Here is a 20,817-nt window from a genome sequence, read left to right on the forward strand (position 1 = left end):
TCTCCTAACTTTCCCTGAACTCATTGAATTTTAACCGGCCCATCATAGCCGCCAGATTACAGAAATAACACACAGTTGGCCTGCCTTTAGTGCGATGGCCTTCGTTATAATCCGGTCATGAAAAAATCTAGCTCATCGTCCAGATCACGCAGGAAATCACCCCGAAAGTCACCGAGGAACGGTCGCCGACCATGGTTCTGGCGGTTCTTTGGCCGTTTTGCCGCCATCGGATTCGTTCTGCTGGTTGGCTGGACGGTATACCTTGACGCGGTTATTACCTCGCGCTTTGAGGGGCGAAGGTTTGAAGTGCCCTCCCGGGTCTACGCTCGCCCTCTGGAGTTGTACGATGGTGCCGGTATCAGTTCTGGCGCCCTGGAACGGGAACTCCAGCTCTCGGGCTTTCGCAAGGGGGATGGTAACCGTGCCGGCACCTATCGCCGCAGCGGCGGGCATTTTGTCATCAGCACCCGGGGATTCCGGTTCCCGGATGGCAGCGAGTCGAAGCGCCGGCTGGCGCTCAATATCTATGGTGACCGGGTTCAGGATTTCTCGGTGCTGAACGGCGAAGCATCGCCCATTGTGCGCCTGGAACCGGCGCAGATCGGCGGAATCTACCCGTCCCACAAGGAGGACCGGATCCTGGTGCAGTTGGAGGAGGTTCCGGCACTGCTTCCGGCCACACTGATGGCGGTAGAAGACCGGAACTTCTATGACCATTTCGGAATCGCACCGCTTTCCATAGCCCGTGCCATGCTCGCCAACATTCGCGCCGGGCAGATTGTCCAGGGCGGTAGCACCCTGACCCAGCAGCTGGTCAAGAACTTCTTCCTGACCCGGGATCAGACCCTGCTGCGCAAGGGCAATGAGGCCCTCATGTCGATTCTTCTGGAATTGCATTACGAGAAGGGGGACATCCTTGAGACCTACCTGAACGAGGTGTATCTGGGGCAGGCGGGCACTCGCAGCATCAACGGCTTCGGGCTGGCCAGTCAGTTCTATTTCGGGGAGTCCCTGAAGGATCTGGACGTGCATCAGGTTGCCCTCCTGGTGGGTATGGTCAAGGGGCCTAGCTACTACAATCCGCGACGCCATCCCGACCGGGCCACGGAGCGCCGGAACCTCGTGATCTCGGAAATGGAGGAAGCCGGCCTGATTGATTCCGTGCGCGCGGCGCGCGCCCGTGGGCTGCCACTCGGGGTCAGCGGAAAACCCTCTTATTCCGAAAACCGTTATCCGGCCTATATCGACCTGGTTCGCCGACACCTGGCGCGGGATTACCGTGAGGAAGATCTTCGCAGCGAAGGGCTGCGCATCTTCACGACCCTCAATCCGTCCATTCAGTACGCGGCAGAGTACGCGGTGACGGATACCTTGCCCAGGCTGGCCAGTGGTGAAACCCGGAAAGCGCTGGAGGCTGCGCTGGTGGTTACGGCCAAGGACAGCGGCGAGGTATTGGCACTGGTGGGTGGGCGTGATCCCCAGTTTGCCGGGTTTAATCGGGCCCTCGACGCCAATCGGCCTATCGGCTCGCTGATCAAACCGTTCATCTACCTGTCTGCCCTGGAGCAACCCGAGCGCTACACACTCATCACGCCGGTGCTCGATAAATCCTTTGTCCTTGAGTTTGATGATGGCCGGCGTTGGGAACCGAAGAACTACGATACCAAGGAGCGTGGTGAGGTACCCCTGCACGAGGCTCTGTCGCACTCCTACAACCTGCCTGCAGTGCGCGTAGGGCTGGACATCGGGGTGGACGTGGTCAAGGAAACCCTCCAGGAGTTCGGGGTCACCTCCAGCATCTCCGAGTATCCGTCGATGCTGCTGGGATCGGTGTCCATGAATCCGGTGACCGTGGCCCAGATGTACCAGGGTCTGGCGACATCCGGCTTCAATACACCCTTGCGTACCATTCGCGAAGTAACCGATTCCGGTGGTGAGGCGCTTTCCCGTTACAGCCTGGAAGTTGATCAGGTGGCTGACCCGGCGGCGGTGCATCTGGTGCAGTACGCCATGCAGGAGACCATGCAGGAAGGAACCGGCCGGTCAGCCTATTATACGCTGCCGAAGGAGCTTGCCCTGGCAGGCAAGACCGGTACCACCGACGACGGTCGCGATTCTTGGTTTGCCGGCTTCAGTGGCGATCTGCTCGCCGTCGCCTGGGTTGGCCGGGATGATAATGGCCCGACGTCGTTGACCGGTGCCAGCGGCGCACTGCCGGTCTGGTCGCGGTTTATGGCCCGGGTTCCCCAGCATGGCCTGTCACCGGTCGTTCCCGATGGTGTCAATTATCACTGGGTCAATAGCGAAAGGCAGGCGTTGACCGACGAGTACTGTGACAATGCCCGGCTGGTGCCACTGATCGCCGGCAGTGAACCCGATCAAACGGTGTCGTGTTCTGGTACCCTGCAGCGTCGAATCCAAGGCTGGTTTGAAGGATTTTTCCAATGAATACGCGTTTTCTGATTTGCGCCGGTTCGATGACGGCGTTCCTTGCCCTTGCGGGCTGTGCTTCGTCGCCGGGAGAGTCGATTTATGTGCCCATTGGTGGCGATGCACCGAGGGCGCCGGAGCCGCCCCGAACAACGAGTGAGCCCGAAGAGCCAAGGGTTTGGCGAAAAAGTGAGCAGCCGGAGACGTCCGAGCCGGTGGAGTCGAGCCCGCGCAGTACGTCTCCAAGCTACCGGGATTCCGGGGAGAGCCTGTCTCCGGCCGCGCTCAGCCTGATTCGGGAGGCGGACGGCCTGCTTGCCCGGGGTGACGCGCCTGCGGCCATCGCCCGGCTCGAGAGGGCCCAGCGAATTGCGCCCCGTTCTGCCGAGGTCTACTTCAAGCTCTCAGAGGCTTATGTGGCGAGTAATCAGTTGGGAGCGGCGGAGCAGTTCACCCTGAAAGGTCTCTCGCTGGCTGGCAATGATGCCCAGATGCAACGGGCGGGCTGGTTATTGCTGGCGGACATACGAAGAGCCCGTGGTAACGTTGCGGGGGCAGATCAGGCCGAAGAGAGGGCTGCGGCGCTCTAACAAAAAAAGCCCCTGCCAAGGCAGGGGCTTTTTCAGTTCAGAGGATTCTTCTGGTTACTGCACCAGCGGAATCGGCTCTGCTTTTGCTTCGGTATTCACAACAACCGTCACGTTCTGCGTACCTTCGAACTGGATAGAATCATCCGACTCGTTGTCATCCAGCTGGCAGCTGTAGCTGACGGTGTACTCGCCCGCAGTCAGGAACGCGGCAGTGTAGGAGTGAATGCCGTCGTTATCGGCGTCCGTGACCGGGATGGCCATCAACGGACCGATGTCTTCTTCCCTGTTCACGTTGATGTCGGTCGGCGTTACGTCGGCGCCTTCATAGACGTAGGCGGAGCCTTCATAACCATCTGAGCAGTTGGCCAGTTCGGCGCTGTTCAACCGGGTGGAGTTGATGGTTACATAATCCACTTCACCACTGATCGAGCCCACTTCCAGGTTGTTGACCAGACGCAGGGACGGCTTAACCAGGTAGTCTGCCAGCGATTCACCTTGCGGGTTCACAATGGACTTCCTGACATCAAAGTCGATGGTGAAGTCTGTGGTGGTGTCTGCTGCCACCAGGAAGTCACCCTTGAGCTTCAGGCCGCTCTGCTCGCCAGAGGGTACTGCCAGGGTTTTTTGGATGTCGGGTTGATCTTTCAGCACGAGGAAAGAGCTTTCGGTGTCCACAAGCAGGCGAAGCTCGCTGTAGGGGCCGGCCGGCACTTCTTCATCGGTGATGAGCGGCTCGCTCATGCCACCCTGCAGGTCCAGGAGGTCCCAGGTTTTCGGCTCATCGAAAGTGAACTCGACCCATTCGCCGTTCTCGGGTTTCAGGGAAATCCCGGTGAACGCCACGGTTACATTGGAAAATTCCATGGCCGGCGCGTCGGTCACGTCAAAGGAAACTGTTCCGGTTGAGCCTGAGCCATCGCTACCACCGCCGCAGGCGGCAATACCTGCAGCCAGGGCTGAGACGGTGAAAAAACGGATGGAACGCTTCATATAAACCCCCTTGGTTTATTTCTTGGTGTATAGCCGAAAAAAATCGCTATGTGACGTCACTATCACGTTCGCGAAATCCTTAGAGTTCCGCAATTTTTGTTAACGTTTCCTCATGGTTCAGTCATGAACCCGCTTCCGGAGCAGCCGGTGAATGCAGTGGGGAGGTAACTGTTATAAACTGCGGGGCCGAATAAAAACCACGCAGGTAGTACCGGTTTTGTCCCTAGTTCCGTTCAGGCTTTCCAAGACCCGGCGTTTCGAAGCGCTTGTGCAGCCACATCTGGAAGTGATGTACCGTTTTGCCTATCGATTGGCGGGGCAGCAGCACGACGCCGAGGATCTCGTTCAGGATGTGGTAGTCAAACTCTACCCCAGGCTTGAAGAGCTCGAGTCCGTTGAACAACTCCGCCCGTGGCTGAACCGCGTGTTGTACCGACAATTCATTGATCAGGTCAGACGCAAGGGCCGTCAGGGCGATCGCCCACTGAGTGAGTTGATTGATGGCGATAGCCACGCGGACTGGCTGGACAGCCTCGAATCGGAGGAGGAAGGTCCCGAGGCCCTGCTTGAGCAGGAACGCCTGGGGCCGGTACTGGACCGGGTTCTGGAAACACTCTCTCCGGACCAGCGCACGTTGGTGTTGCTGCACGACGTCGATGGCTGGCGACAGGAGGACATTGCAGAGGTTCTCGAAATACCCCTCGGTACGGTGAAATCCCGACTGCACCGATGCCGCGCAATGCTGCGAAAAAAATTGCAGCGGGAGCTGGAACCAATCTCCGGGTCCGGGCGTGTAGGAGAGTGAGGTAATGACTATGTTGTGTCGGGAAATTCGTGTAAGCCTACCTGCTTACAGCAACAATGAGCTCTCAGAAGCACGCACTGAAGAGATTGCGCGGCATCTGCACACCTGTTCGCTGTGTCGTGACTGGCTCGAATCCGAGCGGGTTCTGACCGGTGCGCTACGGCGCCAGGCTGCCATTCCCGCGCCGTCGAGTGGGTTTGAGACGCGGGTGCTTGATGCGGCAACCGGTAGCGCGCCCGAGACTGGCAAGGGCTGGAGTCACTCTGTCCTGGGTGGCGCGATAGCCGCTGCGTTGGCACTCGGTATCGGTCTGGGTGTGATGCTGGACGAGCGGTCACCGTCTCCGGACACGCCGGTCGCGAGCGCTGAATCTGCGGGCGAGAGTCAGCCCGAAAGTAGTCTGGCGGAGGTTGGTCAGCCGACCGAGCGCACCGTCCGCCTGGCCTTCCGCTCGGGTGAAGCGCTTGAAGATGTCACTCTGACCCTTGAGCTGCCGCCCCACGTGGAGCTTGCCTCCTGGCCTGGCCAGCATGAGTTGAGCTGGAAGGTCAGCCTGGATGCCGGCGAGAACGTTTTGTCCTTGCCTCTCAAGGTTCTGTTCCCCGGTTCCGGAGAGCTGGTTGCCAAGCTTGATACCGGTGATCGCCAGAAAACATTCAGGGCAGTGATTCCGGAGAGTGAGAACGCTATGCCAATGAAAGAGGGGCCATCGTCGTGATGTATCGTACTTTGGGAACTGCTGTATTCCTTCGTGCCTGTGTAATGGCCGCTGGATTGTCTGTGTCCCTGGGCGCTGCGGCCGCAGAGGATCTTGATGTCACCATGCGCATGGTTCTGGACGATGCCGAATTAACGGAATCCGTCGTCCGGGAGATTGAGTTGCCCATGGCTACCCCGTCCGAATTGCAGAGGGGAAAATCGGTGTCGAACCCGGATTCATCGCAAGATGGCCTGAACAGCAGTCGGGAAGTCGGCCAGTCTGTTGCCGATGACGCCCGTGGCGCCAGAGGGAGTGTCGACGCGGTGCGGGAAAAGCCGGAGCTTCCGGAGAAAATTAACGCTCCCCAGAAACCTGAGCGCCCTGAGGTCTCGTCTGATGCAAAAGATCGTGCACAGGATATCCGGGGTAAAACCCCGCCAGGCCTGGACCGGTAATCCGATCGGCTGAGTCTGTGCATCGTCAGGCGATCTTCCCCTTTTTTTAGTGCCCTCCTTGCTATACTCTCCAGCGTTATCGCCCGGTAGCGCTGGTATGTCCTTCCGCCAGCCTGCTGACTCATTCGTTGATCCGGAGAGTACCCTTGCTGGCATTTCGGCTAACTCTTCTGTGCTGGCTGCTTCCTCTGGCGTCCTCCTGGGTCGCTGCATCCGAACACGATTCTTCCGCTCAGACCTTCAGGTTTGGCGTCGAGCAGTTCCAGTCGGGCGATCTGGAAGGGGCCCGCGAATCGTTCGAGACGGCCAGGGCCGGTGGTCTCAGCTCGGTTTCGCTGGTCTACAACCTGGGTGTGGTTTACTACCGTCTGGGTGACTATGAGTCTGCCGAGCGGACCTTTCATGAGCTTCTGAATACGGAGCACCAGGCCCTTGCCAGTTACAATCTCGGGCTTGTCGCGCTGGCCCAGGGCAAAGAACCCGCCGCGCGGCACTGGTTCGCGCGGGTAGCGACACCGAGCACGCCGGAAAAGCTTCGGGCGCTGGCCGAGGTCCAGCTTGAAAAGCTGGCCCCCCACGCCACCGAGGACTATTCCCGGGGTTCACGTATGGGCTACCTGGCGGCCTCCGTCGGCTACGACAGCAACATTGCCGGCTTGCCCGACACCTCTGCCACCAGTGAGGGGGGCATCTTTGGTGAGGTCCTGGCTGCCGCCTCAACGACGGTTGGAGAGCTTGGCGAAGGCCGGCTAAGGCTTGGCGGCGTCGCCTATGGCCGTCACTACCCCGCCAACGATGAATACGACACCTCCCTTCTGCAGGGGGAACTGATCTGGTCACGAACCCTGGCGTCGTCGGTCCAGGGGGCCAGCCTCACCATGAGTCAGTCCTGGTACGATGCCGATGCGCTTGAGCGCCGTTACGGAGTGGAAGGTTTTCAGCGTTGGTCAGCCTGTGGTGGATTCATGGTGCTGGAACGCTGCTCGGTCGCACTGGCAGCGGCACATGTTGATGGTGGCGACGGTTTCGAGGGTTACGACGGCGAATGGTACCGGCTTCGTTTGTCCGCAATGCGCCGGTTCAGGGGCTGGTTGCTGGACGGCGACTACCGATGGGAAGTCAATGACAGGAAGGACTTTCGGGCCGGAGACCAGTTTATCAGCGTGTCGCCCCAGCACCACACCCTGGAGTTGACGGGGCGTTACCGTCTCCGTCCGGATCTGACTCTGGGGTGGATCGGCGCATACCGTTACAGTCGCTACCAGGATGCCCACGTCTTGCTCGAGGGTAATGCCCTGGTGAGCGAAATTCGAGTTGATAGCCGGATCGAGGCAGGAGTGTTTGCCGAGCGTCGGCTCACTGGCAACTGGCTGGTTCGCGCAGAATGGCAGGTACAGGACAATGACAGCCGGATTGACCGCTACGACTATCGTCGCCACACCCTGATAGCCTCACTGGAAGGGAGTTTCTAGCCCCGGCCAGAGGCCGGGGCCAGTCAGGTGCAGATTCAGAGCCCGACGTTTCTCAGCCGATTGGCGTGCTGTTTGAATACCGACTTGGGATCGGTTTCAAACAGGCTGTGCAGCCCCAATGCCTGATTCACTTCATCCAGGTGGTTCATGAAGTAGTTATCCCGGATGACTTTGCCAAAGTGATTGCTGCAGCGTCCCACCAGGCCATCGTTCTGACTGAAACCGAAGGCGAGACTGGTGGTCCCCAGCAGTGCATCCGAAGGATCAAGAACGTTGGTAAGCACGCCGGTCCCTCCCCAGGAATAGAACCGGACACCATTGGCAGAATGCGCACCTTCGCCACAGGATGTGGTGGGCATGCCCGCGGGCGCAAAGCGATTGAATTCGGCACTGCCCTGGGTGGTCAGGGATCGAAGGCTCGAGCGCAGATCCTGGTTGTAGCCGCCACCGGAAAGCAGATCAATGAGTCCGCCCAGGGCATTGCCCAGAGAGGCCGCCAGGCTCTCGGCCGGGGAGCCGTAGATCAGGTCGGCCACCGGTGAGCCTTTGTGGGGGGAGCCCACGGACGTAACCGACGCCACCAGATCCGGTCTGACCCGGGCAATGTATCGGGCGGTCGGACCACCGTGACTGTGGCCGATCAGGTTAACCTTGCCGTACACAGCGGCAATGGCCTGCACTTGCGGCAACAGGGCCTCGCCCCGTGCGATGGTGCTGTCCAGTGCCGGCACCTGGGTCGTATAGACATCCGCGCCGTACTTGCGAAGGTCCTCCGCCACGCCATACCAGTAATCCACGCCGGCAAGGGAATCGAACCCGAACATGCCGTGTACCAGCACGATCGGATAACGGGTATCGGTGTAATTCGAGGGAGTAGAGTCCCACCACCAGGCGGCGGAGGGGGCTGACCACGCAACCGCGAGGGTCAGAGCCATTGCTTTGATCCAGAGTTTCATTGTCGTTCCTACAGTTTGATGTTGTGTTTGTTATTCAAACTGCGGCTCAACCTAACGGGCTGCTCCAGAGACTGCTTCTCTTACTGCATCTGCCTACTAGGGCAGAATAAGGGCTTCCGTGCGCTGACTTCGGTGTTGTGATTGTTAGATTGTTGCCGTCAGACTATCTCTAATGAGATCTGACTATAGTTTGGCGGTCCGGGGATCAAGTCAATGTCCGGAGAGGCGCTTTGGCCGGGCAGGTGTTCAGGTTGTGACAGGGGTCACCCGGTTGGCCCCGCATGACACGTCAATGGAATGTGCCAGCGGGACCGGGGGTGGGGTTTCCAATCGATCGGCGGTCAGAGCGTCGCCATGACCTTATGCGCGGCATTGATGGTGTGCTCGATGTCGGCGTCGGACAGCGCGGCCGTGGTAAAGCCGGCTTCGAAGGCTGAAGGTGCCAGGTAAACGCCCTCTTTGAGCATGCCCTGGAAGAACTTCTTGAAGCGCTCGACATCGCAGGCCATCACCTGATCGAACCGGGTGACTGATTCCTCGGTGGTAAAAAAGAAACCGAACATGGCGCCGGCACTCTGGACGGCCAGAGGGATGCCAGCGGCGTCGGCGGCAGCTTTGATGCCATCGCGTACGGCAACGGTTTTTTCCGTCAGCCGGTCGTGAAAACCCGGTTCGGAGATGGCGTTCAGTGTGGTCAGGCCGGCACACATGGCCAGCGGGTTGCCACTCAGGGTGCCCGCCTGGTAGACCGGTCCAAGGGGCGAAATATGCTCCATGATTTCCCGCTTGCCACCAAAGGCTCCAACCGGCAGGCCGCCACCGATAACCTTGCCCAAAGCGGTCAGGTCTGGGGTGACCCCATAGAGGCCTTGGGCCCCACCCAGGGATACCCGGAAACCGGTCATGACCTCGTCAAAAATCAGTACCGTCCCATGCTCGTCGCACACCTCCCGCAGTCCCTCGAGGAATCCTGGCACGGGCGGTATGCAGTTCATGTTACCGGCCACCGGCTCGACAATAATTGCGGCGATCTCGTCGCCCATCTTCGCAAAGGTTTCCCGCACGCTGTCGATGTCGTTGAAATTGAGAGTCAGTGTGAGTTCGGCCAGGCTGGCGGGGATGCCGGGGGAGTTGGGCTGGCCCAGGGTCAGGGCGCCGGAACCGGCTTTCACCAGCAGGGAGTCCACGTGGCCGTGGTAACAGCCTTCGAACTTGACGATTTTGTCCCGGCCCGTGTAGCCGCGGGCCAGACGCACGGCGCTCATGGTGGCTTCGGTGCCGGAGTTCACCATGCGGACCAGGTCAATCGACGGGACCAGCTCGCAGACCTTTTTGGCCATTTCGGTTTCGAGAGAGGTGGGCGCACCGTACCCGATACCGAGGTCCACCTGAGCATGCAGGGCATGTTTGATGCGCGGGTCAGAGTGGCCAAGAATCATCGGGCCCCAGGAGCCGATGTAATCAATGTATCGGCGGTCGTCCTCATCGTACAGATAAGCGCCCTCGGCGTGTTTGAAGAACACCGGGGTGCCGCCCACGCCACGAAAAGCCCGGACCGGGGAATTGACGCCGCCGGGGATGTATTTCTGGGCTTCTTCGAACAGGGTTTCGGAGTGAGTCATGGGTCTGTAGTCCTGTTATCTGGAAATTGAAAAAAGTGGATGATGTTGCTGGAACAATCGGGCAAAGGCTCTGGCACGATTCTCAACGTCGTCCGGAGTGCCGCCGAACAAACCGCCCACGACGGCCAGCATGTCTGCACCGGCTCGGATCAGGGGCGCACCGTTCTCGGTGGTAATCCCACCAATGGCCGTGAGCGGCCGGTCAAACTGCCGGGCTGCGGTCAGCACGGCCGGGTCGGCCGCCGGTGCATCGGGCTTGGTGCCGGAGGTGTAGAAGCGGCCAAAGGCCAGGTAATCTGCACCTGCGGCATAGGCCGTTTGTGCCAGTTCGAGGTCCGCATGGCAGGTGATGCCGATGATTGCGTCTTCTCCCAATAGTTGGCGTGCGCTTGCCAGCGAGTCGTCGGTCTGGCCCAGATGCACGCCGGCCGCGCCCGAGCGCCGGGCAAGGTCCACATCGTCGTTTATCAGCAACGGGACACCGGCGTTGGAGCAGGCCGCCTGCAGGTCAAGAGCCTGCCGGAGCCGTTCGGCCATGGAGGCACTCTTGTTCCGGTATTGTACCAGAACGGCACCGCCCCGCAGGGCAGCTTCAACCGAGGCGATCAGTGTTTCCGGCGGCGTCAGGCGGCTGTCGGTAATGGCATACAGTCCGGGCCGCAGGGCTTGGGTCACCGTTCCCACGGAATGCCCCGGTCTGGAACCGGCTGACCTTTGCCCACGTCCAACGCGTGCAGGATCGCCCGGTTCACGTAATTCTGTGCCTGCGAGATAGCGGCACGCTGGGACAGGCCTGCTGCACGTCCAGCGGCAATAGCCGCAGCGAGCGTGCATCCGGTGCCATGATATTCGCCGCCGATACGTTCGAGTTCCCAGGTCATGGGCTCCGGGGCATGATTGAAGAGTGTATTGGTGATATGCAGTCCCGTTCCGTGCCCGCCGGTCGCGAGGACTGATGAGCAGCCACTCTCCAGCAGGTTCCGGGCGGCCTGTTCCGGGTTTGCGCTGTCGCCCAGCATGCTTAATTCGACCCCGTTTGGGGTAATCATTTCGGCCAGTGGGAACAGGCGCTGTTTCATGGCGTTGATCAGTTCGTCATCAGCAAGATCGCCACCGCCGGCGGCCTTTATCACCGGATCGGTAATCACCGGGATGCCCGGGTGCTGGTGGATAAACTCCACCAGCACATCGACAATGGCGGCGTTGCCGAGGGCTCCGGTTTTGATCGCGTGAATCGGGGCATCGTCGGCAACACACTTCAATTGCTTGCGAATCAGTTCGGCATCGACCGCTTCGGCGCCATAAACATTGGTCGTATCCTGCACGGTCAGGCAGGTGAGGACGGGCAGAGGATGGCAGCCCAGCGACGTAATCGCCTGAATGTCAGCCTGAATGCCCGCGCCGCCGGAGGGATCAAGGCCGGACAATATCAGAACCTGAGGTCGGGTATAGCGTTTGATGGCTCGACTCCTTAGAAGGGTTTGACAACGGCAAGGATCACGACCGCCAGCAGGATAAACACCGGCAGTTCGTTGAACCAGCGGTAGAACACGTGGCTTCTGGTGTTTCGATCGTCACGGAAAACCTTGACCAGGTGCCCGCAGTAGAAATGGTAAACGATCAGCGCACCCACCAGTAGCAGTTTGGCGGGCAGCCAGCCCTGGCTGAAATAGCCTGAGACATTGTAACCGATGAGCCAGAGTCCGAAGATCAGCGTGGCAATCATGGAGGGAGTGGTGATTCCCCGGTACAGCTTGCGTTCCATTACCTTGAATCGTTCGCGGCCAGCCTCGTCCTCGCAGGCGGCGTGGTATACAAACAATCGTGGCAGGTAAAAAATGCCGGCGAACCAGCACACCATGGCGATAATGTGGAAGGCTTTAACCCAAAGCATTCATCAGCTCCGTCGGTATTGGTAGTAGCTTTCGATGTCAGATTTCAGGATCACCCCGTACACCCGCTGAATCATCGGGGCTACGTGCCGTTGTACGTAGAGGGCCTCGGAATTGCTTGAATCGAAGACATTAAGGGCTTCTTCGAGGGTGGCCTGGTACTGGACCGGCGCGACATCCCGGCGATTGGCCGGAATGTCCATCAGGTCTACGGATTCCGGGGCTTCAGCCTCGTCCTCGGCGACCAGCTTGTCCGTGTCCTCCAGGTACCGCGCCAGGTCGACGGCGGGCAACAGGGCGGTGGGCCCACTGCTGCCCTCGACCAACAGCCACTTTGGCTCTGACTTCAGCGCCTTCCTGGCTTCGTCGACGGTCAGATGGCGTTCCGTACGCAGAAGGCTCCGATCCATGATGGCGCCCACGGACACCCGTCGCAACGCCTGGATAACCGGCGAATTCTGGTAGCTCAGCCCCTGGCTTTTCAAAATGGTAAGGAACAGCGATTTCTTGCCGAAAGCCTCACTCGTGACCAGGGTAGAGGTGGTGATAATCAGCATGCCCGGGAGAATGATGTTCGGATTGCGGGTCAATTCCATCAGGGCCATCAGTGCGGCCAATGGCGCCTGCAGCACGGCCCCCATCATCGCGCCCATGCCGAGCATGGCGTAGAACCCGACGGACGAGGCATGCTCGGGTAAGATCTGCGCCCCCACCAGCCCCATCGCACCGCCAAGGGTGGCTCCCATGAACAGGGTCGGGCCGATGACGCCGCTCGGCATGCCCAGTCCGAGGGTGAGTGACGTCACCAACAGCTTGGAAACGCCGACTCCCAGCAACAGCCAGAAACCCAACTGACCATTGATGGTGTCATCGACCGTGTCGTAGCCAATCCCCATTGTTTCCGGCATCAGGATGGCAAAGGGAACCATCAACAGGCCTGCCAACGCGATCCGAAGCATCACCGGGCGCTGGTGGTGACGGCCCATGGTGTCCACCAGTTGAATGAAAAGTGCCGCGGCGATGCCAATGATGACCGCAATGGCGAGGACCCAAGGGATTTCCAGCAGGGAATTCATGGTCAGGGCCGGCACACTGAAGGCGGGTTCCGAGCCGTAGACGGCCTGGGTCACGATGGCCGCACTGACCGCCGCCAGGATGATCGGAGTAAACCCGGCAATGGTGTACTCCATCATTACCACTTCCATGGCAAAGATAACGCCGGAAATGGGGGTGTTGAACGAGGCCGAAATCGCCGCGGCACAACCGCAGGCCACCAGCGTGCGGATGCTGTTGTTGGGCAGCCGCATCCATTGCCCCATCAGGCTTGAAAAAGCCGCGCCCAGGTGGACCGCCGGACCTTCACGACCGGCAGACTGGCCGGTCACTACGGTCGCGACCCCGGACACGAACTGCACGATGGCGCTGCGGAGCGAAATGTACCCCTGGTGGTAATTCAGGCGCTCCATGACGTGCACAATCCCCACCTTGCGGTCATGAATCGCAAGGCGATGCAGCATGAACCCCAGCAGCAGCGCCCCGGTCAGAGGCAGCAGGCCGCGGGTAAGCAGGTCCAGCTCTTCGAAGGACTCAGAGCCTTCGCCGGGGAGAAAGTGTTCCAGGGGCCACTCGATGGCAAGCCGGAACACCAGGATAACGCCGCCGGTGATCAGGCCGGATAACAGTCCGAGCACCGCCAGTTGAGGCAGTGCATCGACACCCGATAACCTGCGCCGGAAAACAGGGATAAGATGCTCGGTAATCTGGTGCCAGAGTCTTTGCATGAACGCCGGATTTCCGGTTGGGTGCGATGAAGTGAAGGAGCGATTCTGCCATCATTGTAGCGACCGCCCTGAGGGCTGCAATAAGTCCTTGGTTTATCATGGTAGACTACGGCGTTATTCGTCCAAACTCTGATACGACGTCGCTGGAGAAAGTGGTGATTAAAGTAGGCATCGTTGGTGGCACCGGCTATACCGGTGTGGAATTGCTGAGAATTCTGGCAGTTCATCCGGAAGTTGAAGTGCGTTGCATTACCTCCCGGTCGGAAGCAGGCATGCCTGTGGCCGACATGTACCCGAATTTGCGCGGGCATTACGATCTGGCATTTTCAGAGCCAGATGCGACCGTACTGAAAGCCTGTGACCTGGTGTTTTTTGCCACGCCGCACGGCGTCGCCATGCGCATGGTGCCTGAGTTGATGGCCGCTGGTGTTCGGGTTGTTGACCTGTCGGCGGATTTTCGGCTGAAGGATCTGGATGTTTGGGCGAACTGGTACGGTATGGCCCACGAAAGCGCCGAGTGGGCCGAGCAGGCGGTTTATGGCCTGCCGGAAGTGGCGCGTGCAGAGATTCGAAAGGCTCAGCTGGTGGCGAATCCCGGGTGCTATCCGACCGCCGTTCAACTCGGCTTCCTGCCGTTACTGGAAAACGCCCTGGTCGATCCGGCGAGATTGATTGCCGATGCCAAGTCCGGCGCCAGCGGTGCCGGCCGACAGGGTAAGATCGCCATGCTGCACGGCGAGGTCGGGGAGAGTTTCAAGGCCTACGGTGCCTCGGGTCATCGTCACCTTCCGGAAATCCGTCAGGGGCTGAGCGGGGCGGCCGGCTCCGGGGTCGGGATCACGTTTGTGCCTCACCTGATCCCCATGATTCGCGGCATCGAGGCGACGCTTTACGCGGAACTCAAGGATCCGGGCCAGTTTGACCGGCTTCAGTCGCTTTTTGAGGACCGTTTCCGGGACGAGCCCTTTGTTGATGTCATGCCATTTGGCTGTCATCCCGAGACGCGCAGCGTTCGCGGAGCTAACCAGTGTCGGATGGCCCTCCATCGCCAGGAACAGAGCAATATCGTGATTGTCTCGTCAGTCATCGATAACCTGGTGAAAGGCGCCGCCGGGCAGGCCATCCAGAACATGAACATTATGTTCGATCTGAATGAAACGCTCGGGCTCGAGGCCCCGGCGCTGCTTCCGTAGGGCGTTGCTGTGAGTCAGGACCGCAAGCCGGCACAAGAGTATGTCGTGATCCGCCACCGGCCGGGCTACCGGTTTCGGCGGACAGCCATTCTGCTGGTATTCTCCATTGTTGCCGCCATTGCCGGCTATGCCGCCGGATTGGCCCAGGGCGGGTTTCGATTTTCCAGCGTCGAAGCCTCCAATGACGTTCTGGAAGAGGAGCTGGATAAGCTCCGGGACAGTTACACCGAGGCTCGACAACAGGTGATCAACCTGGACCGTGGCCGGGCCATCGATGAGCAGGCGTTGAATCAGGCCCGAAAGACCATCGTTGAACTTGAAACCCGGATTGCTTCACTGAAATCCGATCTGACATTCTATAAAAATATCATGGCTCCCTCGGAAACCAGTAAGGGGCTTCAGGTAGACAGCTTCTCACTGGCTCCCGATCGCCAGCCCGGTGCCTTTGATTTCAAATTGGTACTGACCCAGGTGGGAAATAATAAAAGCTACATAGCAGGTGTGGTGGCGGTGAACGTCATCGGCTTGCGCGACGAAGAAAAAGAAGTCATTGCCTTGCGCGACCTGTCTCAGGATATCGAAGACCTCGGCGTGAAATTCCGCTTCCGCTACTTCCAGGACGTGGAAGGTCTACTGGTGCTCCCGGACGATTTCGAACCGCTGGAGATCCAGGTGGTGGCCCAGGCCGAAGGCCGCAAATCCTCGCAGGCAGAACGAACATTTGACTGGGATGACTTAACGGAGAATTGACATGCTTGGAAAGAAAAAGCAGAAACCGCGTCGGCCAACGGGCCACTTTGATACGCTGATTTCGTCCCGCACCACGGTCGAGGGCGACGTTCAGTTTTCCGGCGGTCTGCACGTGGATGGCAAGGTCCATGGCAAAGTCGTAGCTGAAGAGGGCAGCGATGCCGTACTGAGGATCTCGGAGATCGGTGAGATCGCCGGAGACATTGTCGCGCCCCATGTCATTATCAACGGCACGGTGCATGGCGACGTTTATGCCTCGGCTCACCTTGAGCTGGCCGAAAAGGCCTCTATTAACGGCAATGTGTACTACAACCTGATTGAGATGGCGATGGGTGCGTCGGTCAACGGTAACCTGGTCCACCAGCGGGAACCGGCAGGGCTGCTGACTCAGGATAAGCCGCGAGTGAAATCCGAGAGCTTTTCGTCCGACGACAGATCTGTGGCTGCAGAGGCTGAGGCTGAAGTCGAGAGTGGTGGAAAGTCCGAATAGTTGATTGTTTTAGTCAGGAATACCATAATCGTCCGAGTTGTTCATAACTGATCCGGAGGCGAACTTGAGTGTAGTTCAGCAACAAATGGCCGCGCCGCTGTTCTTCAGTGACAGTGCCGTTGCCAAAGTACGAGAGTTGATTGAGGAGGAGGAAAATCCTGATCTCAAGCTCCGTGTCTTTGTAACGGGTGGTGGCTGCTCCGGTTTCCAGTATGGTTTTTCGTTCGATGACAGTCAGGATGAAGAGGACACCGTGATCGAGCGGGATGGCGTCAGCTTGCTGGTGGATCCGATGAGTTATCAGTACCTGGTGGGCGCAACCATCGATTATCAGGAGGGGCTTCAGGGGTCTCAGTTTGTAGTTCAGAATCCGAATGCCAGTTCCACTTGCGGCTGCGGTAGTTCGTTTTCAATCTGACTTGTTTAGACTGACCAGGGACGGAACAAAAAAGGAGAGCATTGTGCTCTCCTTTTTTTGTATTGGCATTGCGGCCTGGGCCGTCAGGCGTGGTGGATTGCACCGAGAATCCGAGGCCCTCGTGCCCCGGTCACATCCGGCAGGTTGCCGGGATTGCCGGCGAGGGTTTGCTGTGCGAGCCATGCGAACGCAACCGGTTCGACCCATTGAGGATCCAGCCCGAGTTCGGCAGTGACGGCCAGGGAGGCGGGGCTCACCGCCTGCTCCAGTTCCCTCATCAGTAAAGGGTTCCGTGTTCCACCGCCGCAGGCATAGATTCTCATGGCCGGTACGGCCGGCAACTGGTGGATAATACTCGTGACGGTCAGTTGCAGCAGGGTACGTTGAACGTCTTCAGCCGGAATATCCGGGTGCCGCTGCACCTGGGTCTTCACCCAGTCCAGATTGAACCTTTCTTTACCGGTGCTCTTGGGGGCTGACCTCGCAAAATAGGCGTCGGACAGCATGTCCTTAAGCAGCTCCTGGTTCACGCTACCCTCGTCAGCCCAGTGACCGTCGGTATCGTAGGGAAGTCCGGTCTGGTTCAGGCACCAGGCATCCATCAGCGCGTTGGCCGGGCCGGTATCAAAGCCGGTGACCGGTTCCGTCGAATCCGCGGGAATCCAGGTTATGTTCGCGATACCGCCGAGGTTTAGGATGCAGCGGTCCTCGCGGTCGGAGCTGAAGAAAGCTTTGTGAAAAGCCGGGACCAACGGCGCACCCTGGCCTCCCGCCGCCATATCCCGGCGCCGGAAGTCGGCGATGGTCGTTATGCCGGTTCTTTCAGCAATAACTGCAGGATTACCAATCTGGATGGAAAACGGAGCGAATCCGGAAGGCTGATGACGAATCGTCTGGCCATGTGAACCGATGGCGCGGATGGCCGAGGGTGAGATGCCGGAGCGTTTGATGACCCTGCTGGCGGCATCGGCGAAAAGCGCTCCGGCCAGTGTGTCCAGTTCTCCGACCTCGTCGGGTGTGCCCTGGTTCTGGCTGACCGCCAGAAGCCGGTGTCGAAGATCGTCCGGGTAGTTCAGGGTTTCCGAGGCGTGCACGTTGACCGACTGGTCATCAAAGGACACCAGCACGGCGTCGATGCCGTCCATGCTGGTGCCTGACATGAGCCCTATCCAGGCTTCCATGGCGTCTACTCTTCTGAGGCGAGAGCGAGTTGCTGGTAGTTCTCGCGGAAGACGTCGAACTGGGCCAGACGCTGCTCGGTATAACGCTTGAAGCGCGCAATCTCAGAGGACGGCACCGGCTTGGCATCCGGCAGCTTTACGGTCCGGGAGTTGCGGGGTGAACCGTTGAGGCGGAACTCATAATGCAGGTGCGGACCGGTCACCATGCCGGATGAACCGACATATCCAATGGTCTCACCCTGCTTTACCCGGGTGCCTTTCTTAATGCCCCGGCCAAGACGGCTCATGTGAGCGTAAAGGGTCGAGATGTTGTCACCGTGCTGAAGGATGACAGTACGACCGTAGCCCCCTTTCCAGCCAGCAAAATGTACCCTGCCGGATCCGGCTGCCTTGATGGGAGTGCCCGTCGGCGCACCATAGTCGGTGCCTTCATGGGGGCGCACGACGTCCAGCACCGGGTGACGGCGCTGGAGATTGAAAGGCGATGAGACCCGGGCATTGATGGGGGTGCGCAGAAACGCCTTGCGCATGCTTTTGCCGTTGGGGGAGTAATAATCGCTCTCGCCGTTGCTGTCGGTGTAGAGCAGGGCTGTGTTGTCCTCGCCACGATTGATGAACCGGGCGGAGAGAATTCGTCCGGTATCGAACTTTTCGCCGTCGAGGTACAGCTCTTCGTATACGACCTCGAAGTGGTCACCTTTGCGAACGTCGTAGACAAAGTCGATTTCCCAGCCGAAGATGCCCGCAAGCTCCATGGTCAGGCGATCATTCAGGCCCGCCTCGCGGGCGGCCAGATAAAGGGAGCCGTCAATAGTGCCAGAGGCAAACGCCGGGCGAGCCTCTGGTTCGCGAATAACCTTCTGCCCGGTGAAACCGTTTTCGGTTTTCTCAATTTTGAGAGACTCGAGCAGACTGCGCTGAAGCTCAATCGCCGCCAGATCTCCTTCCTCGCCTTTGGCAAACCGGATGGTTTCACCCGCGTAGAGACGTTGAAGTTGTTCGGCGTCACCTTCTCCGTGAATGACCGAGAGCATGATGCCATCATTGAAGCCGGCTTTTTTGAACAGAGACGATAGTGTGTCGCCGGACTTGATCTCGAACGTATCCCAGTCAAGCGTTGGTTTAGCGGGTTCTACTGCCTTGGCCTTCTGGTTCGCGGACACCACCGGCGCCTTTTCATCTATCGCTTTGCGGTCCGTGATATCGGGTTGGGCCTTTTCCGCCGTGCCACTGTCCGAGACAGTGCCCTGTTCCAGGTCCAACGCATATGACATGCGCTTGGCTTCCACGTCGGCACTCGGGCTCATGAGAATGGCGGCGGTCACTACGACCGTTGCAGTGGCGGCAATGGTAATGTGTGTCTTTGGGAGCATTTTAAGCACGTATCGCATCCGTTTTAATCGGTATTACGGTAGGTTGAGCTACCTAATTAAAGCTGTTATTTAAGTATAGACAAACAGGTTACCGTATAAACGGTATGTGGGACAGTATGGAACATTACGATTGCTGATCCATGACCCCCGGATTTTTGCACACGGCACTGCTATAATGCGCCGCCCTGTTCATCCAGCATTGCTTAAAAACTGTACGATTATACTTTAGCAGGAGTGCAGGTAACTCACAGATTTCTTTTGTAGAGGTCTGTAACTGTCAGAATCTATCGAGATCAAAACTGGGGACGTGTTGTTCATGGCATCTATTGATGAGGCGTTGGCCGTAATCAAGCGCGGCGTTGACGAACTGATTCCGGAAGAGGGGCTGGTTGAAAAACTAAAGGAAGGTCGCCCCCTGCGTATCAAGGCGGGCTTTGATCCCACGGCGCCGGACCTCCATCTTGGGCACACGGTTCTTATCAACAAGCTGAGGCAGTTCCAGGATCTCGGCCACGAGGTCATGTTCCTGATTGGTGATTTCACCGGCATGATCGGCGATCCCACAGGAAAAAGTGCGACGCGCCCTCCATTAACCGAGGAGCAGGTTGCAGACAATGCCGTCAGTTATAAAGAGCAGGTGTTCAAGATCCTCGATCCGGAAAAGACGCGCGTCATGTTCAACTCCGAGTGGATGAGCAAGATGAGCGCGGCCGACATGATCAAACTGGCGGGCCAGTACACGGTTGCCCGGATGTTGGAACGGGACGATTTCACCAAGCGCTATCGCGCCGAGCAGCCCATTGCCATTCACGAATTCCTCTATCCCCTGGTGCAGGGTTACGACTCGGTTGCCATGGAAGCTGACGTCGAGCTGGGCGGTACCGACCAGAAGTTCAACCTGCTGATGGGCCGTATCCTGCAGAAGGCTTACGGCCAGTCGCCCCAGGCCATCCTGACCATGCCGATTCTGGAAGGCCTGGATGGCGTCCAGAAGATGTCGAAGTCATTGGGGAATTATGTCGGGGTAAACGATTCGCCGGGCGAGATGTACACCAAGCTTCTCTCTATGCCGGATGCCTTGCTGTGGCGGTATTTCGAACTGCTGAGTTTCCGCCCGTTGGCTGAGGTGGAGGAATTCCGCAAGGCTGTCGAGGCTGGTGCCAACCCGCAGGACTATAAAAAGCTGCTGGCCGAGGAGATCATCACCCGCTTCCATGATGAAGAGGCGGCCAAGACGGCGCACAAGTCCGCGGGCAACCGCGTGGCGCTTGGCGAGATCCCGGACAATGTGCCAACGGTTGAGGTTTCCCTGGAAGGGCAGGCAGAAATGCCGATGGCTGCGGTTTTGCGTCTTGCAGACCTGGTGAAGAACGGAGCTGCTGCCAGAGATGTCCTGAAGCGCGGTGCAGTCTTTGTAGATGGTGAGCAGTTCGACGGTAATCGTATGTTTGTTGAGGGAGATGATTGCGTCGTCCAGGCGGGGAAGAAGAAAATCGCCCGGGTGGTGATTACTGCGTGACCGATTTTCGGCGGTTTTGAGTTTTTTTCAGAATCGCCGTTGACACCTCTGAGCAGGTCTGTAGAATGCGCATCTCTTTCGAGGGGAACGCCACTGAGGCGGGCCAGAAATCGAAAGATAACCGTTTGAAAGTACTGAAGAAATCGAGCTTAAAAATTCTTCAGAAAGCGGTTGACAGAGAGGTGGTTCGGTGTAGAATG

20 protein-coding genes are annotated in these 20,817 nt (G+C 58.8%); 11 read left to right on the forward strand and 9 right to left on the reverse strand.

Annotated features, from left to right (window positions below; translation table 11 throughout):
- Window positions 1-117 precede the first annotated feature (117 nt).
- Together mrcB and K0B93_RS15235 are read left to right on the forward strand one after the other, a co-directional pair.
- A complete protein-coding gene (gene mrcB / locus K0B93_RS15230) occupies window positions 118-2,448 on the forward strand; it encodes a penicillin-binding protein 1B (protein WP_219868005.1) in 2,331 nt (776 codons plus the stop codon).
- Window positions 2,445-3,020 (forward strand): tetratricopeptide repeat protein, encoded by a 576-nt coding sequence (locus K0B93_RS15235; protein ID WP_219868006.1) that lies wholly within the window; start codon window positions 2,445-2,447, stop codon window positions 3,018-3,020. The genes mrcB and K0B93_RS15235 overlap by 4 nt, the downstream gene beginning before the upstream one ends.
- Window positions 3,021-3,074: 54 nt before the next feature.
- On the opposite strand, the gene K0B93_RS15240 is transcribed toward K0B93_RS15235, so the two are convergent.
- The gene (locus tag K0B93_RS15240; protein WP_219868007.1) at window positions 3,075-4,010 is read right to left on the reverse strand and encodes a DUF4382 domain-containing protein; all 936 of its coding nucleotides are present in this window, start codon (window positions 4,008-4,010) and stop codon (window positions 3,075-3,077) included.
- A 217-nt stretch (window positions 4,011-4,227) separates the two neighbouring features.
- Between K0B93_RS15240 and K0B93_RS15245 the strand changes: the two genes are divergently transcribed.
- From K0B93_RS15245 to K0B93_RS15260, 4 genes are all read left to right on the forward strand, one after another.
- A complete protein-coding gene (locus K0B93_RS15245; RefSeq protein WP_219868008.1) occupies window positions 4,228-4,815 on the forward strand; it encodes an RNA polymerase sigma factor in 588 nt (195 codons plus the stop codon).
- 4 nt (window positions 4,816-4,819) lie between these two features.
- Window positions 4,820-5,533, forward strand: a complete 714-nt coding sequence (locus K0B93_RS15250) for an anti-sigma factor family protein (protein ID WP_228743381.1) — start codon at window positions 4,820-4,822, stop codon at window positions 5,531-5,533.
- Window positions 5,534-5,595: 62 nt separating this feature from the next.
- Window positions 5,596-5,970: a hypothetical protein gene (locus K0B93_RS15255; RefSeq protein WP_219868009.1), complete on the forward strand. Its 375-nt coding sequence runs from the start codon at window positions 5,596-5,598 to the stop codon at window positions 5,968-5,970.
- Window positions 5,971-6,116: 146 nt separating this feature from the next.
- Window positions 6,117-7,442 carry a tetratricopeptide repeat protein gene (locus K0B93_RS15260; protein WP_219868010.1) on the forward strand — a complete coding sequence of 442 codons (1,326 nt, stop codon included), beginning with the start codon at window positions 6,117-6,119 and terminating at the stop codon, window positions 7,440-7,442.
- 35 nt (window positions 7,443-7,477) lie between these two features.
- Here the strand turns inward: K0B93_RS15260 and K0B93_RS15265 are convergent, their stop codons facing one another.
- From K0B93_RS15265 to K0B93_RS15290, 6 genes are all read right to left on the reverse strand, one after another.
- On the reverse strand, window positions 7,478-8,398 hold the full coding sequence (locus K0B93_RS15265; protein ID WP_219868011.1) for a lipase family alpha/beta hydrolase: 921 nt from the start codon (window positions 8,396-8,398) through the stop codon (window positions 7,478-7,480).
- Between the two features lie 341 nt (window positions 8,399-8,739).
- Window positions 8,740-10,020 carry a glutamate-1-semialdehyde 2,1-aminomutase gene (hemL, locus tag K0B93_RS15270; RefSeq protein WP_219868012.1) on the reverse strand — a complete coding sequence of 427 codons (1,281 nt, stop codon included), beginning with the start codon at window positions 10,018-10,020 and terminating at the stop codon, window positions 8,740-8,742.
- Window positions 10,021-10,035: 15 nt separating this feature from the next.
- Window positions 10,036-10,704, reverse strand: coding sequence for a thiamine phosphate synthase (thiE, locus tag K0B93_RS15275; RefSeq protein WP_219868013.1), 669 nt, complete (start codon window positions 10,702-10,704; stop codon window positions 10,036-10,038).
- Window positions 10,692-11,450, reverse strand: a complete 759-nt coding sequence (thiD, locus tag K0B93_RS15280) for a bifunctional hydroxymethylpyrimidine kinase/phosphomethylpyrimidine kinase (protein WP_219868149.1) — start codon at window positions 11,448-11,450, stop codon at window positions 10,692-10,694. Before thiD ends, thiE begins: the two co-directional genes overlap by 13 nt.
- Window positions 11,451-11,491: 41 nt before the next feature.
- The gene (gene hemJ / locus K0B93_RS15285; protein ID WP_219868014.1) at window positions 11,492-11,914 is read right to left on the reverse strand and encodes a protoporphyrinogen oxidase HemJ; all 423 of its coding nucleotides are present in this window, start codon (window positions 11,912-11,914) and stop codon (window positions 11,492-11,494) included.
- Window positions 11,915-11,917: 3 nt separating this feature from the next.
- On the reverse strand, window positions 11,918-13,693 hold the full coding sequence (locus K0B93_RS15290; RefSeq protein WP_219868015.1) for a chloride channel protein: 1,776 nt from the start codon (window positions 13,691-13,693) through the stop codon (window positions 11,918-11,920).
- Window positions 13,694-13,848: 155 nt separating this feature from the next.
- Here K0B93_RS15290 and argC point away from each other — a divergent pair, with 155 nt between their 5' ends.
- The 4 genes from argC to erpA all read left to right on the forward strand — a co-directional run bounded on the left by argC (window position 13,849) and on the right by erpA (window position 16,544).
- Window positions 13,849-14,886, forward strand: a complete 1,038-nt coding sequence (gene argC, locus K0B93_RS15295; protein ID WP_219868016.1) for an N-acetyl-gamma-glutamyl-phosphate reductase — start codon at window positions 13,849-13,851, stop codon at window positions 14,884-14,886.
- A 9-nt stretch (window positions 14,887-14,895) separates the two neighbouring features.
- The gene (locus K0B93_RS15300) at window positions 14,896-15,636 is read left to right on the forward strand and encodes a DUF6776 family protein (protein WP_219868017.1); all 741 of its coding nucleotides are present in this window, start codon (window positions 14,896-14,898) and stop codon (window positions 15,634-15,636) included.
- A gap of 1 nt (window position 15,637) precedes the next feature.
- A complete protein-coding gene (locus K0B93_RS15305) occupies window positions 15,638-16,126 on the forward strand; it encodes a bactofilin family protein (protein ID WP_219868018.1) in 489 nt (162 codons plus the stop codon).
- Window positions 16,127-16,211: 85 nt separating this feature from the next.
- Complete coding sequence (gene erpA, locus K0B93_RS15310) at window positions 16,212-16,544, forward strand: iron-sulfur cluster insertion protein ErpA (protein ID WP_219868150.1); 333 nt, start codon at window positions 16,212-16,214, stop codon at window positions 16,542-16,544.
- Between the two features lie 83 nt (window positions 16,545-16,627).
- On the opposite strand, the gene K0B93_RS15315 is transcribed toward erpA, so the two are convergent.
- Both K0B93_RS15315 and K0B93_RS15320 read right to left on the reverse strand, forming a co-directional pair.
- Complete coding sequence (locus K0B93_RS15315; RefSeq protein ID WP_219868019.1) at window positions 16,628-17,725, reverse strand: anhydro-N-acetylmuramic acid kinase; 1,098 nt, start codon at window positions 17,723-17,725, stop codon at window positions 16,628-16,630.
- 5 nt (window positions 17,726-17,730) lie between these two features.
- Complete coding sequence (locus K0B93_RS15320; protein ID WP_219868020.1) at window positions 17,731-19,107, reverse strand: peptidoglycan DD-metalloendopeptidase family protein; 1,377 nt, start codon at window positions 19,105-19,107, stop codon at window positions 17,731-17,733.
- 307 nt (window positions 19,108-19,414) lie between these two features.
- Between K0B93_RS15320 and tyrS the strand changes: the two genes are divergently transcribed.
- Window positions 19,415-20,617, forward strand: coding sequence for a tyrosine--tRNA ligase (gene tyrS / locus K0B93_RS15325; RefSeq protein WP_219868021.1), 1,203 nt, complete (start codon window positions 19,415-19,417; stop codon window positions 20,615-20,617).
- The last annotated feature ends 200 nt before the right edge of the window (window positions 20,618-20,817 follow it).

Source organism: Marinobacter sp. F4218 (assembly GCF_019443085.1).
In the GTDB taxonomy this organism is placed as follows: Bacteria; Pseudomonadota; Gammaproteobacteria; order Pseudomonadales; family Oleiphilaceae; genus Marinobacter; species Marinobacter albus.